The sequence below is a fragment of the Clostridium sp. LXY-7 genome (genome assembly GCF_056172015.1).
This window is the reverse complement of sequence record NZ_JBLLJL010000004.1, coordinates 225,031-241,545: the sequence shown is the minus strand read 5'-3', so window position 1 is coordinate 241,545 and position 16,515 is coordinate 225,031. Positions and strand designations below refer to the sequence as shown.

Annotated in this window: 13 protein-coding genes; 2 read left to right on the top strand and 11 right to left on the bottom strand. The window is 31.1% G+C overall.

Annotated features, from left to right (window positions below):
• Position 1: 1 nt before the first annotated feature.
• A complete protein-coding gene (locus tag ACI48Q_RS14370; RefSeq protein WP_474919804.1) occupies positions 2 to 1,636 on the bottom strand; it encodes an ABC transporter substrate-binding protein in 1,635 nt (544 codons plus the stop codon).
• Positions 1,637 to 1,793: 157 nt separating this feature from the next.
• Between ACI48Q_RS14370 and ACI48Q_RS14365 the strand changes: the two genes are divergently transcribed.
• Both ACI48Q_RS14365 and fliD read left to right on the top strand, forming a co-directional pair.
• Positions 1,794 to 2,414, top strand: coding sequence for a HutD/Ves family protein (locus tag ACI48Q_RS14365; RefSeq protein ID WP_474919803.1), 621 nt, complete (start codon positions 1,794 to 1,796; stop codon positions 2,412 to 2,414).
• Positions 2,415 to 2,599: 185 nt separating this feature from the next.
• The gene (fliD, locus tag ACI48Q_RS14360; RefSeq protein WP_474919802.1) at positions 2,600 to 3,844 is read left to right on the top strand and encodes a flagellar filament capping protein FliD; all 1,245 of its coding nucleotides are present in this window, start codon (positions 2,600 to 2,602) and stop codon (positions 3,842 to 3,844) included.
• Between the two features lie 190 nt (positions 3,845 to 4,034).
• Here the strand turns inward: fliD and ACI48Q_RS14355 are convergent, their stop codons facing one another.
• The 10 genes from ACI48Q_RS14355 to queG form a co-directional block, all read right to left on the bottom strand.
• The gene (locus tag ACI48Q_RS14355) at positions 4,035 to 5,207 is read right to left on the bottom strand and encodes an NAD(P)-dependent malic enzyme (RefSeq protein ID WP_474919801.1); all 1,173 of its coding nucleotides are present in this window, start codon (positions 5,205 to 5,207) and stop codon (positions 4,035 to 4,037) included.
• Between the two features lie 375 nt (positions 5,208 to 5,582).
• Entirely contained in the window at positions 5,583 to 6,206 is a 624-nt protein-coding gene (nth, locus tag ACI48Q_RS14350) for an endonuclease III (protein ID WP_474919800.1), read from the bottom strand.
• Positions 6,207 to 6,368: 162 nt separating this feature from the next.
• A complete protein-coding gene (locus ACI48Q_RS14345; protein WP_474919799.1) occupies positions 6,369 to 7,604 on the bottom strand; it encodes a serpin family protein in 1,236 nt (411 codons plus the stop codon).
• A gap of 337 nt (positions 7,605 to 7,941) precedes the next feature.
• On the bottom strand, positions 7,942 to 8,892 hold the full coding sequence (locus ACI48Q_RS14340) for an L-threonine 3-dehydrogenase (RefSeq protein WP_474919798.1): 951 nt from the start codon (positions 8,890 to 8,892) through the stop codon (positions 7,942 to 7,944).
• Between the two features lie 23 nt (positions 8,893 to 8,915).
• A complete protein-coding gene (locus tag ACI48Q_RS14335; protein ID WP_474919797.1) occupies positions 8,916 to 10,109 on the bottom strand; it encodes a glycine C-acetyltransferase in 1,194 nt (397 codons plus the stop codon).
• Positions 10,110 to 10,294: 185 nt separating this feature from the next.
• Positions 10,295 to 10,681, bottom strand: coding sequence for a PqqD family protein (locus tag ACI48Q_RS14330; RefSeq protein WP_474919796.1), 387 nt, complete (start codon positions 10,679 to 10,681; stop codon positions 10,295 to 10,297).
• A gap of 188 nt (positions 10,682 to 10,869) precedes the next feature.
• Positions 10,870 to 12,801 (bottom strand): OPT family oligopeptide transporter, encoded by a 1,932-nt coding sequence (locus tag ACI48Q_RS14325; RefSeq protein ID WP_474919795.1) that lies wholly within the window; start codon positions 12,799 to 12,801, stop codon positions 10,870 to 10,872.
• 158 nt (positions 12,802 to 12,959) lie between these two features.
• Entirely contained in the window at positions 12,960 to 14,402 is a 1,443-nt protein-coding gene (locus ACI48Q_RS14320; protein ID WP_474919794.1) for an aminoacyl-histidine dipeptidase, read from the bottom strand.
• Between the two features lie 328 nt (positions 14,403 to 14,730).
• Positions 14,731 to 15,429 carry a lysophospholipid acyltransferase family protein gene (locus ACI48Q_RS14315; RefSeq protein WP_474919793.1) on the bottom strand — a complete coding sequence of 233 codons (699 nt, stop codon included), beginning with the start codon at positions 15,427 to 15,429 and terminating at the stop codon, positions 14,731 to 14,733.
• 93 nt (positions 15,430 to 15,522) lie between these two features.
• Positions 15,523 to 16,509: a tRNA epoxyqueuosine(34) reductase QueG gene (queG, locus tag ACI48Q_RS14310; protein WP_474919792.1), complete on the bottom strand. Its 987-nt coding sequence runs from the start codon at positions 16,507 to 16,509 to the stop codon at positions 15,523 to 15,525.
• Between the last annotated feature and the right edge of the window lie 6 nt (positions 16,510 to 16,515).

The window sequence follows — 16,515 nt, the reverse complement described above, 5'->3', positions numbered from 1 at the left end:
TCTACTTTTCCTTCCATTCACCATTTATAAATACTAATTTATTTTGAATAGTTGGAACAGATATAGCTACTCCATCCTTTGTAAAGAACCAACCATCAAACACATTTGGATTATAGCTTGATGCTATTTTAGTATAATAAAGAGTCAATGTTGGAAGTTCTTCTGCTATTATTTTCTGCAATTCTCCAACTTCTTCATACCTCTCTTCTTTATCTAATTCTTTTAGCTGGTTAGTAAAAATCTCATCAAATTGTTTATTACTCCATTGAGTTCCACCTTGACTAGTAACTACTGGAGTAGAACCTATATTACTTCCTGGGGTCACAAATCTAGCAAGAAGTACTGGATCTCCGCCAAAAGAACCATGCCCTTTTATAGCCATTTGGAAATTTCCTTCTTTTATAAGTGTATCTACAGTTTTAGTATCCATCGCCTTAATAGTTACTTCAATATTTATGTCTGAAAGATATTTTTTAATCATTTCACATACATTAACAATATCCTCTGTAGCTAACAATTCAAAAGATAGCTTTTCACCATTATACTCTCTTATTCCATCTCCATTACTATCCTTCATACCTAATCCTTCTAATAGTTCAATAGCCTTTCCACTACTGTATTCATATTGCTTAACATCCTTATAGAACCATTCTGAATCTGGATGTATATGACCTGGGTTTCCAACTATTGCTGAATTTTTAGTTCCTTTTTGTACTATATCTTCTCTATTTATTGCATAATATAATGCTTGTCTAAAATCTTTTTCTTTAAAGGCTGGTGTATCAAAATTAAAGTAAGTTCGTAATACCCAAAAACCTGGCCCTTCAATAGTTTTAAAATTAGAATCTTCTTTTAATTGCATAGCTTGTCCGTATTTTATAGAAGATGCAACATTAATCTCTCCACTTTTTAATGCTTCCATTGAATTTTCTGTTTTCTTTAATACTAATTTATCTATTACTGGTTTACCCATAAAGTAATCTTCATTTGCTTCAAACTCATAGCCACCTTGGTCTTTGTGATAGTTCACAAGTTTTAATGGTCCTGAACCTATTACTGCTTCTGGTGTATTGAATTTTTCTGGCTCTTCTACACCTTCCCATATATGCTTTGGCATAATAGGTACATTTCCCGCTATATCATTTAAAAATGGTGCATATACTTCTTTAAGTGTTATTTTTACAGTATACTCATCTATTGCTTCTACTTTATTAATACAAGATAGATTAACCCAATTATGTTTATGTTTCATCATATACTCATAGGAAAACTTAACATCCTGTGAAGTAAGTGGTTTTCCATCAGTAAATTTAATATTTTTAGCTAGCTTAAATGTCCATTGTAAATTATCCTTAGACATCTCCCATTTTTCAGCTAACAGTGGAATGGTTCCTTCTTCATTCTTCCAAGTAAGAGTATCAAATATGTAACTTACAAGAATATATCCTCTTCCTTTAGATGACACTGTGTAAACAGATGGATATCCTAAATCCTCTGAATCCATAGTAAGAATTCTTTCTTTTTCATCACCTTGTGCATTGTTAAAATTTTTTTCCTTTGAGGAAGATTTACTTCCACAACCTATTAATGTAAAACTCATAACTAGTACCAGAATTAAAGCTAAAATACGTTTCATAACAATTCCCCTTCCCAAATATTTATAGATTTTTAAAGCAATCCATCTACGAAGATAGTATAATAAATATAAGTAAAAGTTAAATTGAAAATTTGTATAGATATTACTTTTGTCATTACATTTAGTAATAATGTAAAATATTTGAGGTGATTAATAAATGAATTATTCTATAGAATTAATAAATCCACTAGACTTTAAATCCTCTAACTGGTCTGGAGGAACTACCACCGAATTATATATTTTCCCTCCTGGCTCTTCTTATAAAGATAAAACTTTTAAATGGAGAGTTAGTTCAGCTACTGTAGACCTTGATCATTCTATATTTACCCTTTTACCCAATATTTATAGATATATTACTGTATTAGAAGGTAATATGTGTTTAAAACATAATAGGAATGAATTGGTATCTTTAGCTCCCTTTGAGGTTCATGGATTTAAAGGTGACTGGGAAACTGAAAGCTTTGGTAAGGTAAAAGATTTTAACTTAATGCTAAATGAAGGTTATACTGGAAGCCTATCTTCATTTAGCATAGATTCTAAATCCGACTTCTTACAGCTCAATAACTCTTTTTCTAATCCTTCTTGTAACCTTGCTACAATAGCTCTATATTCTCACTATAAAGATATAGAAGTTAAAATTGATGGCATTGAAGTTATTGAATTAAAAGCTAAAAACCTTTTATTAATTAATATCTCTGACCCTTATCCTCCAAAGGTAGAAGTTAGAAGCTCTTCATCTTGCACTTTAATAACTTGTAATATACAAATAAATTTTTGAATATTTTAAATAGTAAGTCTAATGTTGATGAAAATTTACGATATATAGAGTATAGCCTTATATATATTAATGAAATTGATATTTTATCTAAGTAAATATCTAAGTTTCATAGATAAAACATAATTGAAACACTGGATTTTAAACTTAGATATATATAATTTAAAAACGAAAGGTAGGTGAAACTTATGATTAATAATTTATCGTCTATATCAAGTTATTATAACATGTTTAAAGTCCATGGATATTCTAGCTCAGTATCTAATTACTATTCAAACCTAAATGAAGTTAATAGTAATATTTCTAATAATCTTACAGGGGCTAACAATTACTTTAATAAAGATGGACTAAAATTTATAAATGAGTTAGATTCTAAATTTGATACTCTTGGTAAATCATCATCTAAACTTATACGCTTCAAAGAAGCTAATGTATTCAATAATTCTATAGCTTCTTTTGATGACAAGCTTATAGCTGTAACCTCTAAAGATAATGCTACTAAAGCTGAATATAGCTTAGATGTAACTCAAATTGCAACAAGACAAATTAATGAATCTGTAAAACTAAATAGTACCAATCCAAATAATTTTGCTGAGGGTACAAATAATTTAACTATAGACATAAATGGGAATTCACATAGCTTTAGTTTAGATGTAACTATAAATCAAACCAATAATGAAGTATTGAATAACCTAGCTTCATCTATAAATTCTAGTAAAATTGGAGTTAATGCTACTATTAGAGATGTAGATGGAAAAAGTACCCTGGTTCTTAGTTCTACTTCTACTGGTGAATCAAGTGCCTTTACCACCAGTGGAAACATATCTGATACCTTAGAATTAAATAATGTTGTGCAAATGTCACAAGACGCTAAATATACCTTAAATGGAAAAGAATATACTTCAACTTCAAATAATATAAGTGTTGATAGCTCAAAGGTTCAAATTACTCTTAAGGATAAGGGTAAATCAACTGTAGCCATTGAATATGATAAAAAAACTATTGCTAAGGACACTAAAACTTTTGTTAACGACTATAATTCTGCTCTTGATACTATCACAAATAATCCCTATGGTAGAACTAGAGGAACGAATAGGATTCTAAATTACTTTAAATACTCATCAACTTCAGATAATATGCTTTCAAAAATTGGAATAAGCAAGGATTCTAATGGAAGATTAGCTTTAAATGAAAAGACTTTTGCTGAAGCTCTTGATAAAAATCCTGATATGGTAATTAACTATTTAGGAAAAGATTATGGCATTGCAAAAGATGCCTTAGATATTTCTTCAAAGTCATTAAATGTGGCAAAGTCGTCCTTAGTTACTCAGGCGAATATATCAAGCAACACTGATTTTGTAAGTAATAATATGTCAAAAAATTCTTACTATAGTTCTCAGGTACTAGGTATACTTTTTAATACTATGATTTAGATGTTGAAGAGAATTGCTCCCTTCGGTGGCAGGTAAGTGTTCACTATTTTGTCATTCATCAGTCATAATGTATTATTCCAATGAACCAATTAATAGTACAAAAAGACAGTAGATAGATTTGTTTAAAACAACTCTATCTACTGTCCTAAAATTACAATTTTTTACTATTGTAAGCAAAGTCAGTACGCCTCTATATTCTGGCTACTCCTATTTCCCTTGCTATCCTCATAACCTCTTCAGCTACTTTATCTGCAACCCTTTTATCTAATGCATTTGGTATTATATTCTCTTCATTTAACTCTTCTTCAGGTATTAAATTAGCTATAGCTCTAGCTGCCGCTAATTTCATATCATCACTAATTTCTTTAGACCGTACAGCCAATGCCCCCTTAAATATTCCTGGAAAAACTAATACATTGTTTATTTGGTTTGCGAAATCTGAACGTCCTGTAGCTATAACTCTAGCACCACCAACTTTAGCCTCATCTGGCATAATTTCTGGAGTTGGATTTGCCATTGCAAAAACTATACTATCCTTGTTCATAATCCTTATGTCTTGATGTGTTAGTATATTTGGTGCAGAGACACCTATAAATACATCTGCATCCTTTAATACTTCCTTTAAAGTTCCTACTTCCTTATTTCTATTAGTAAGTTTTGAAATATACTCATGAGAGTTGTTTGTATAGACACTTCCCTCTACAAGAGCTCCTTCTCTATCACACATTATAATATTTTTAGCTCCAGCCTTTATAAGAAGCTTACATATAGCTATTCCTGCCGAACCAGCACCATTTATAATAATTTTAACATTCTCTATTTCCTTATTTGTAAGCTTTAATGCATTATAAAGTCCAGCTAGTACCACAACTGCAGTACCATGTTGGTCATCATGAAATACTGGAATGTCTAGTTCTTTTTTTAAAGTTTCTTCTATATAAAAACATTCAGGAGCTTTTATATCCTCTAAATTAATTCCTCCAAATACAGGTGCCATTAATTTTACTGTTCTAATTACTTCCTCTGGATCTTCTGTATCTAAGCATATTGGAAATGCATCCACTCCTGCAAACTCTTTAAATAGAAGTGCCTTTCCTTCCATTACTGGAATTGCAGCTTCTGCTCCTATATTCCCAAGTCCTAAAACTGCTGTTCCATTAGATACTATAGCCACAGTATTGCCTTTTATTGTGTAATCATAGACCTTCTCCTTGTCTTTAGAAATTTCAACACAAGGTTCTGCCACTCCTGGAGTATATGCTACAGCTAGATCTTCTCTTGTATTAACTTTAATCTTACCAGCTATCTCAAGCTTCCCTTTCTTTTCTTTGTGCATCTTTAAAGATTGTTCACCATATGACATAACATAAACCCTCCTATGTATTATAAAATATAATAAATATTAATTCTTAATATAAATAAAATGTAAAGTAATTTATTTTAGGTAAAGGTGCCGTAGGCATAGGTAAATACTCACTGCGTTCGTGGTAAGGCGTCACTTTGTGACAGGTAAGGAGCAACCGAAGGTTGCAGGAAATGTGGAAAATCAGCAAAGCTGATTTTATATTTTAAAGCGACAAAGTCGCAATATAACTACTTTCGCCTATGCAAAAGCTACCTTCACCTGTGAGCGAAGCGAGCGCCTTCCCTGTGCCAAAGGCACTCCTTCCCTGCGAACAAAATGAGCCTCTTACCTGCAACCTACGGTTGCCCTTACCTAAATAAAATGCTTCACACTTTATTTAACGTATTCGCAATAAGGCGCTAGTGGACAAATTTCACATTTAGGTTTTCTTGCATTACATATTTTTCTTCCATGCCATATTATGTAATGATGAGTATCACTCCACATATTCTTTGGAACATTTTTCATAAGCTTATCTTCAACTTCCTCAACAGTTTTACCCTTGGCAAGACCTGTTCTATTAGAAACCCTAAACACATGAGTATCTACAGCAATAGCTGGTACTCCAAAAGCATTAGATAAGACTACATTTGCCGTTTTTCTTCCAACTCCAGGAAGCTCTATAAGTTCCTCCATAGTTTTAGGAACCTGCCCCTTATGTTTATGAAGTATCATTCTACAAGCACCTAAAATGTTTTTACTCTTATTTTTATAGAAACCACAGCTTCTTATCTTTTCGCCCAATTCCTCTTCTGTCAATGATGCAATACTCTCCGGAGTATTATATTCCTTATATAATTCTTTAGTAACTAGATTAACTCGTTCATCTGTACACTGAGCCGAAAGTATAGTCGAGATTAAAAGTTCAAATGGTGTATTAAAATCTAATCCACACTTAGCCCCTTTATAAGTTTCCTCTAATACTTCCACAATTTTTCTTCTAGTTTCTTTATTCAATAAAATCACCTCTAACTTCTAAGTTATAAGTCTTTATTTATTACCTTATTATTATAACAGATTTGATAGAAAAAAACTCCCAACAGGGAGTTCCTTTTAAATTGTTAATTTATCAATTTAAATATATAGTTCTATACTTAATAGGACCTTTAAATATTAGCTCTATTTAAAATTATTAACACTTCCAATAAAACTTATATTCTGGCTTATATCATCTTCTATAATAAACATAAAAGGCCTATCAGCTATAAACTCTTTTGGCTCTTGTATAGAAGTTTTTTCTATCCCTATTACTGTAGCTCCTGTAGCCTCGCTTCCTTTTTCATTAACTTCTATAGTAGCCTTATGCATAACTTGACTAATGAATACATCTTCTCTTATGCCATTAAAATTAGCTTTATTACTAAATGCTTCTTTCATACCTAAATTAGCCAATGCACTGTTAAGCTCTTTTGTACCATATTCAAACTTGAATGAAGGTATAGCCAAGTTTACGCTCTCTTTATCTTTTCCTATGGAAGCTTTTATCTTCTGCCATTTTTCTGTAGACATAGTATCCATTAAATCCTCTAGGGTTTTATTCCCACTTGGTAAAACTACATACATTGATATTTTACCATCCCCATATGGAAGCTTTACAGCTTTAAAATCTTCACCTTCACCATAGTAAGTTTTTTTATTAAACTCTTTTTTCATAAAGTTAGTCTTCACCATTTCTCCGCTACTGGTTTTAAACTCCCCTTCATAAGAAAGTTTCTTATCAAAGGCTTCTTGCCAATCTCCCTTAAAGTATATTGCATTTATCAAATACATTATTGTATCTGAAGGTATAGGCGGTGCAATCATATTTTCTATCTTACCATTAGTAATTTTGCTTATCCATCCATTTATCTCATCCGCAGAGGCACTCTTATTAAAATCTAACTCATTTACTTCTGCATCAAAATATTTCTTATTTACATCTATGAATTCTTTATTTATTTTTTCTCCTTCTCTAATCCATATCGAATTACCTAATTTTATGTCTACCTTTTTATCTATTTTTGATGAATACTTCATCAACTCTTTATAATTTTTATTTATTTCATTTATGTCTATCCCATCATAGCCTAAAACCTTTTCCATCTCTTTCTTAGTATTTCCCTCTGCTCCCTGATAGGCCATAGTTAGAGCTGTAGAGATAGAAATTGGAGATATAAATATATTTTCTCCTTTATCTTCCTTCCTTAATTCGTTAAACATGTTAAAGGCAAGTTTATTATTACCCTCAACTATTTTCTTACTAGTTTCATCTAACTTTATAGTTCCTTCATCACCTCTTGAAATTTTATTACAAGCCATTAATGAAAAACTTAGCATAAGACTTAAGATTATAGATATTATCTTTTTGCCTCTCATATTCTCCCTCCTAAACACTTTATATATGGTAATACGTTAAAAATAAGTTAAAGTTTGTAATGATTATCAACTATTTGTAGGCTAATCATATTATATAAGTTTCAATTAAGTTTCTACATTATACAGATACTCTATATTATAGTTAGACCATAAAAAAGTATTTCTATGCTGTAATTATGAAACTTCTCTGTAATGGCTTGCAAATAAGAAGTGAAGAAACTATTTGGATTTTATTTTAGAAATTCTTCCTAATTAACTTTTTATATTCTAAACATGTTATAAAAAAATAACTTCTCTAAGTAGTATTTCCACTTAGAGAAGTCCTATTAATATATTTCTAAATTCCTTTTTCTTTTAATTTTTCTAACATATCTGCAGTCATTTTAGCAAGATCATATTCAGCTTTGAATCCCCACTCTTCTTTTGCAGCGGTTGGATCTATTGAATCTGGCCAAGTATTTGCAATTCCTTGTCTTACTGGATCTGGATTGTACGAAATCTCAAATCCTGGAATATGTTTTTTAATTTCTGCAGCAATTTGCTCTGGCTCAAAGCTCATAGCAGTAATATTAAATGCATTTCTATGCTTTAATTTACTTGGATCTGCTTCCATTAAATCTATAATAGCTTGTATTGCATCTGGCATATACATCATATCCATGTAAGTTCCTTTATCTATATATGAAGTATATTTCCCATTTTTTAATGCTTCATAATATATGTCAACTGCATAGTCTGTAGTTCCGCCTCCTGGAGGGGCAACGTAAGAAATAAGCCCTGGGAATCTTACACCTCTTGTATCTACACCAAACTTAGTGTAGTAATAATCACATAATAATTCTCCTGAAACCTTAGTTACTCCATACATAGTTTTTGGTCTTTGAATAGTATCTTGTGGAGTATTTTTCTTTGGAGTATCTGGACCAAAAGCTCCTATAGAACTTGGCGTAAAGAATTTACAATTTAACTCTCTAGCAACTTCTAGTGCATTAACAAGTCCACCCATGTTAATATTCCAAGCAAGTTGTGGTTTTGCTTCTGCTACAGCTGATAAAAGTGCTGCTAAGTGCATTATTGTATCTACATTGTGTTTTTTAGCTACTTTTAAGAAATCATCATAGTTTGTAACATCTAGAATTTCAAAAATTCCACCTTCTACTATTGGATTTCCTTCTGGTTTTCTGATATCTGATGCAACTACGTTATCAACACCATATACTTGTCTTAACTTCGTAACTAATTCTGTACCTATTTGTCCTAAGCATCCCGTAACTAATATTCTCTTCATAATTAATCCTCCAAACGCTCTTCCTATTTAATTATTCCCATTTCCTGACCTACTTTTTTGTATACAGCAATTGCCTCATCTAGCATTTCTTTTGTATGTGCTGCTGAAGGCATATTTCTAACCCTTGCTGTTCCTAGTGGTACTGTTGGGAATACTATAGCTTTTGCATATACTCCCTCTTCATATAGTCTCTTGCTAAATTCTTGAGCTTTAGCTGCGTCTCCTATAATACATGGAGTAATTGGAGTTTCACTATCTCCTATATCAAAGCCTAATTCTTTTAAGCCCTTCTTTAAATAGTTTCCGTTTTCCCAAAGTTTATCATGTAATTCTGTACTTTCTGTTAATATATTTATAGCTTCAATGCAAGCTCCTGCTGATCCTGGTGTTAATGATGTTGAGAATAGGAATGGTCTACCTCTAACCTTTAACCAATCAATTAAGTCTTTTGAACCTGCTACATATCCACCAACTACACCTATAGCTTTAGATAGTGTTCCTATTTGAAAATCAATTTTATCTGATAATCCAAAGTGATGAACCGTTCCTGCACCTTTGCCAAGAACTCCTGAACCATGAGCGTCATCAACATAAGTAATTAAGTCAAATTCCTCTGCTATCTCAACTATCTCAGGTAATTTTGCTATATCCCCATCCATAGAGAACACGCCATCTGTTATAACCATTACTTTTTCATATAATCCAGATTCTTTCGCTTCTTTAGCTTTTGCTCTTAAATCTTCCATATCTGAGTGTTCAACTCTAATAATTTTAGCTCCAGATAGTCTACAACCATCTATAATTGAAGCATGATTTAAGGCATCGGAAAGTATAGCATCCTTTTTGCCCATAACAGCTGAAATTGCAGCCATGTTGCAATTGAATCCTGATTGGAAAGCTATAGCTGCTTCTGTGTGTTTAAATTCAGCTAATTTTTTTTCAAGTTCAATATGAATATCTAATGTACCATTAATAGTTCTAACAGCACCTGCTCCTGCACCATATTTTTCAGTAGCCTTTATTGTAGCCTGCTTCATTCTTTCATGCGTAGCTAATCCTAGATAATTATTAGAGGACAGGTTTATTAGATCTTTACCTCCAATATTAACAACTGGACCATTAGCTCCATTGATTACATTGATTTCATTGTAAAGACCTTTGCTTTTTAATTCTTCTAAATTTTCTGTGAGAAATTTTTGTAAAGATTTACTTCCCATTTATCGCACCCCCATATAAAATATTTAAGCTTTTACCTTATTATATTCTTCATTTATCATTTAAAATCCTTTTTTATAAGAAGTTTAAATTACTTGTAACATTATATCATATTTTGTTTGTTATATAGATCAAATCCAGCAATAACCATCTTGTCCACTGAGTTTGCTTTATATATATGTAAAGATTACGCTTCATACTCTTTAAACTTAATCCATCCTCTTTTAGACAAATATTTTAAATATGTCACTAATCTGTATAATTCCCCATCAACATCTTCTTTATACACTTCTGCCATAAGCTTTGCAATCTCATATACTGTTCTTTCACCATCTATATATTTCCATACCGTAGAACATCTATCATCTAGCTCTAAATTAGTCTCAGGAGTTTTTTTAACCATCCAAGCTAAAAATTTCTTTACTGGATCATTGATTTTTAAACATAAAACAACTTTTCCATCTTTTTCTTCCCAGTCGTTATGTTTAATCTCTGGCACAAACATAGCAAAATTATGTTTTGTATCATGCTCTTGATTTTCTATTTCTTCTTGTTTAAGTTTCTTATTCTTCATGTAAAATTCCTCCTAATAATTCATAACTAACTACCAATTATAAGATATTCTAGTATAATTTCATATAATTAAATCGTGTATATTTAGAAAATTATGCTAATAATACAGTAATTCGCTTGCCCACAAATAAAATTTATCTGTGAGCAAAGCGAATCTTTATAGTCCATGATAGGGTCTAATATTTTTATCTAATTAGTACTTTTATCTTTCTTGCAAGAGAACTTGTAAATCCATAAACCTAGCAATAAGAACATTATACAAGCAAATAAATTGCTTTGAGTTAAACCAGGCAATAAATTTTTACCAAATGCTATGTTCACTTCTAAAGCCGCAAATCCTGCTACAACTATTCCCATTAATGCATCTCCAGCAACTAGACCTGAAGCAAGCAAAGTTCCTCTTTCAACAACCTCTGCTTTTCTGTCTTTTTCTTTAGCAAATTTTCTTTCAACAATTTCTCTTATAACGCCACCAACTAAGATAGCAGCATTTAAAGTTATTGGAAGATATATTCCAAGAGCAACTGGTAATATTGATATGCCAGCCAATTCACAGAATAGTGCTATAGATGCTCCAACTATTATTAATGTCCATGGAAGCTGAGCTGTCATTATACCTTCAACGATCATTTTCATAAGTGTAGCTTGTGGTGCAGCTACATCTGCAGAACCTATTCCATAAGCTTTATCTAACATGTTAATTACAAGAGCAGCAAATACACCGGCTACTGCAAGAGCAATAAACATTCCTAATTGAACCTTCTTAGGAGTACCACCAATAACAAATGTAGTTTTTAAACTTTGTGCAGCTCCACCAGCTACTGCTATAGCAACACAAACAACTCCACCTATTAATATACATTTAGTCATATAATCTTGAGACACTCCACCAGTTAACTTAATTACAGTGGTTACAAATAGCATTGTAGCTATAGTCATACCTGAAACTGGGTTGTTAGATGCTCCAATTATACCAACCATTCTAGCTGAAACAACAGCAAAGAAGAAGCTGAATATAACTGCCATAAGTCCACCTAAGAATCCTCCATTTATCATTGGTAATAACCAAGTTAATGCAAATCCAAAGGCTGCTGCTAAAATAACCCAAGTTAGAGGTGCTTCTAAGTCAATTCTACTAACTTTTTCATTTCCACCAGCACCTATTCCACTCATAGCTTGTTTAAAGCTTGTTATTATAGTTGGAATAGATTTAGCAAGAGAGATAAATCCTCCCATGGCAACGGCTCCAGCACCTATATATTTAATATAGTTGGCCCATATCTCATTAGCACTCATCTCAGCTATAATCTTAGTTGCTGGGAATAGTGGCTCTACTAATCCTACTCCTAAGAACTTAATTAATGGTATAAGTGCAAACCAAGCTATAACAGATCCACCAAACATAAGTAATGATGCTCTAGTACCAACTATAAATCCAACTCCTAGAAGTGATGCTAAAGTATCAAATCCCATCATTGTTCCCTGATAACTTTTAAATATATATGTAGCTTGTTCTCCCCAAAGTGCAAATCCACCTGAAGAAAGTTTATATCCAGCTCCTACTCCAAGTCCAGTCATAACTGTTTTAAATCCTTCTCCACCTTCACTACCTGTTACAAGAACCTCAGCTGCAGCCATACCTTCTGGGTAAACTAAATTTCCATGTTCTTCAACAATTAAGTATCTTCTAAGTGGTGTGATAAAGAATACACCCATAAGTCCTCCAATGATTGTAACAATAACAACTGTGAAAATACTTAACTTTAATCCCCATAGAATTAATGCTGGTAAAATAAATATAACACCACCAGCAAGAGATTCTCCCATAGCAGCTAGTGATGCTACCATATTAGCCTCTAGAATATTGTTTCTTCTGAACATTCCTTTAAGTACTCCAGTAGCTATTATAGCACCTGGTATACCCGCTGATATTGTCATACCAACTTTTAAGCCAAGGTATGTATTAGCTGCTGCAAAAAGACATGCTAATATAATACCTAAGATAATTGAGTATCCTGTTGTTTCTGGCATAGCCACTGAGGTTGGCACAAACGGAACATAATCTTCTCCCTTACACTCACCATAAGCTGTGTGGGATAATTTTTTCTTTTCTTGGCTCATAAAATAATTCCCCCTCTTTTCCAATTTTCTTTTAGTAATTAGGTCATATAGCTTGTCTTAAGAAAAGCTATATATTTAAATCTACAAAGATTTATTAATAAAGTTCAAATGAATTTACTAATAAAATTCAAATCAATAAATTCATTTGACCATTTATTCTATTTTATGTTTTTTAATAATCCTTGTATAAATGCCCACATATTTTGTACTGAAGTTATACTCATATGTTCTTGTGGGGTATGAACGTCATATAGATTTGGTCCAAAACTTATCATGTCAACATCAGCCATCTTTTCCTTAAGAAGTCCACATTCAAGGCCAGCATGTATAGCATCTATTTTCGGCTCCTGTCCAGTAATTTCCCTATATGTCTCTACACATAAATCTCTTATTTTTGAGTCTGGTTCATATTGCCATTCTGGATAATCTGAATCGTTTACCATTTCAGCACCAACTAATTTTGATAATGCTCCTACTCTATCGACTATCTCATTTTTTAATGACTTAACAGAACTTCTTATTGCTGATACAAAAGTAACTTTTTCTTCACTAAATACTATAACCCCTAAATTTAAACTGCTCTCTACTAGCCCTTCTATGTCTTTACTCATAGTCTGAACTCCATTAGGCATTAAATTCAAGAAATTCACTATACTAGCTGTCACTTCGCAATTTAAGTGCTTTTCAACTTTAGTTTCTGAAATTTCTAATTTTATATCTGGATCTTGAATTCTTAATTCATTCTTAAATATATCTACAGATTTATTAGCTATAGTTTTAACATTTTCAATACTTGATGCATTTACTGTTATTACGACTTCAGCTTCACGTGGAATTGCATTGTTCTTTGCTCCACCACTAATATGAGCAATATTAAAGTCAACTTCTTTGCTTATTGAATTTAATAACCTTCCCATAAGCTTATTAGCATTTCCTCTTTGCTTAATTATTTCCATTCCAGAGTGTCCGCCTTTTAAGCCCTTTATTTCAAGCTTTAATGCAGAACTGTTAGTAGTTTCCCATTGATTATTGATGTGTACATAGTTAGTAACTCCACCTGCACAACTCACTAAAAATATTCCCTCTTCCTCAGAGTCAATATTTAGTAGTATTTTTCCATCTAAATGTTTAGGATCTACAGCAATAGCACCATACATACCTGTTTCTTCACCAGTAGTAACAAGTAATTCTAATGCTGGATGTGGTATATCTTTAGAATCCAATAATGCTAATCCATAAGCTACGGCAATTCCATTATCTGCACCTAGAGTTGTTCCATTTGCATATATATAATCTTCCAAAATTCTAAGCTCTAATGGATCTTTTTCAAAGTCATGCTCTGTTCCTTTATTTTTTTCACAAACCATATCCATATGACCTTGAATTATAACTGTTGTTGCTTTTTCATATCCAGGTGTAGCTGGCTTCTTTATAATTACATTTAATTCACTATCTTGTATTACCTCTAAATTTCTCTCTTTAGCAAAGTTAACTAAAAAGTCACTTATAGCTTTTTCATTGCCTGATCCATGAGGTATCTTAGTCATGTCTTCAAAAAAGCTAAAAACCTTACTTGGTTTTAAATTTCCTAATACTGACATATTGCTTCACTCACCTTTCTAAATTTACAAAATTATTATCATAAAATATTAATATATTAATGAAATTTTAATATATTAATATTTTATTAAAATTTACTAATATAACATCTTAATAATAATGATAATCATAACTGAAATCAAACTCAGCATTATTAGATAAAACGGCAAATTCTTTAAAATTTATTGTATTCTCTTTATTTCTTTGAATTTTTCGTTTATTTAGAATTTTTTATAAATAGTTTAATAAAATTTAACAATTTACACTGCTGAAATTCATCATAGTAAATTAAACATAAAAAAATAGGCTGTTTTCACAGTCTATTTTAATTCAATTATATATTCCTCTGTATTCTTCTGGCAACAGATTTGATATTTTTCTCATTATTTCTGTCATAGCTCTTTCATTATACTGGTTTTTATCCTCTTCCTTAATTTTTTCTGGAAGATATGTAGCTTCTCCAAATCTTACTATAACATTAGCTGAACTAAAGTCTTCTTCTCCCATATCCGTATCATTAATAGGTAAAAAGTCCTCTGTACCTGTTATTCCAATGGGTACAATTTTAGCCTTAGATAGCTTAGCAATTAACAATAATCCTTTTTTTCCTTCTATCATCTTCCTAGTCCTACTCCTAGTACCTTCTGGAAACATCATAATATTTCCTCCCGTTTTTAAGGTTTGAACTATCTTATTTATAGCATCTTTATCAGCTGAATTAGGTTTAATCGGTATAGTTTTTACATATCTAATTCCATTTTTAGTAAAGTTATTATCAGAAAGTTTTACCCCTGCCACAAAGATAGGATTTCTGTCTTTTAATATCTCATTTAAGATTAATCCATCTGCATTACTTAAATGATTTGCAATAAATATTATTGGTCCTTGCACTTCTTTAACTTTATCATAGCCTTCAATTTTTAAATTAGCATACTTTTTTATATTGTTTTGCACATATTTACGAACTAGTTTATCTGAAAAACTATCTGGTAATATATTTAACATCTTCAAAAGAGTTTCCTTTTTCATTTAAATCTCCTCTTTCTTCAATACTCAATACTAAGTTCTAAATAATCATATCAAAATTACTTTAATTATCTACTAAATATTACGTATTGGTATTTAATATTTCTTAAATAACTTATTATAGTACTCTCTTACATAGGGTGATTTTATATTGTCTTCTATATTATCTACATCCTCACCATATATTTTTTTATAATTTATTAAGGCATTTCTTATAATAATATTCTTTCCTCTCCAACCACAAGAATGATTATGATATTTCTCCTTAAAGGTTTTATTATCTAAATTTATTAACTCTAATAGATTGGTATTGCTCATGTATTCTTTAGGATGAAATTCCTTTATATTAGATATTTCAGTATGTTTATTATGCGGACACACATCTTGGCATACATCACAACCAAAAATATTTCCATCGATTGTATCTATATCACTAGCATCTATTTCTTTTTTTTGAGTTATATATGATATGCATGAATTTGAATTTAAAAAATCTTTTTCTATTATAGCATGATTAGGACAATGTTTTATACATAAATCACACCCATAACAGCTTTTATTTAAAGGAACATCCCAAGGTACCTCTAAATTCATTATTATTTCTCCTAAAAATACAAAGGATCCATATTTTTCTGTTATCAATGTGTTGTTTTTTCCTATAAATCCTATGCCACTTAAGTATGCTATATATCTTTCTGGAAGTGGATTATTATCTACAAAACCAATAGCTTTCCCTCCTAAACCTTCTATATAATGGCAAATCTCCTCTAGATATTTTTTTATCACATTATGATAATCTAACCCTAAGGTATATTTAGAAAAGAATTTGTTTTTTCTTTCTAGAAAAGTTTCATAATTATAAGGAAATGCTATAGACATTATGGTCTTTCCATCCTTCATTAATAACATGGGATTTATTTTCTTTTCTATATCCTGTTCTTCAAATTCATTAAAAAAATTCTTTTCTTTTCTTATGTGAAAAAAATCTTTTATTTCCTTAAATTCTCTACATTCAATAAATCCTATTGTATCAATCCCTAGGCCATTACAAAAATTAATTATTTTCTCTTTAATTTCCTTCATATCTTA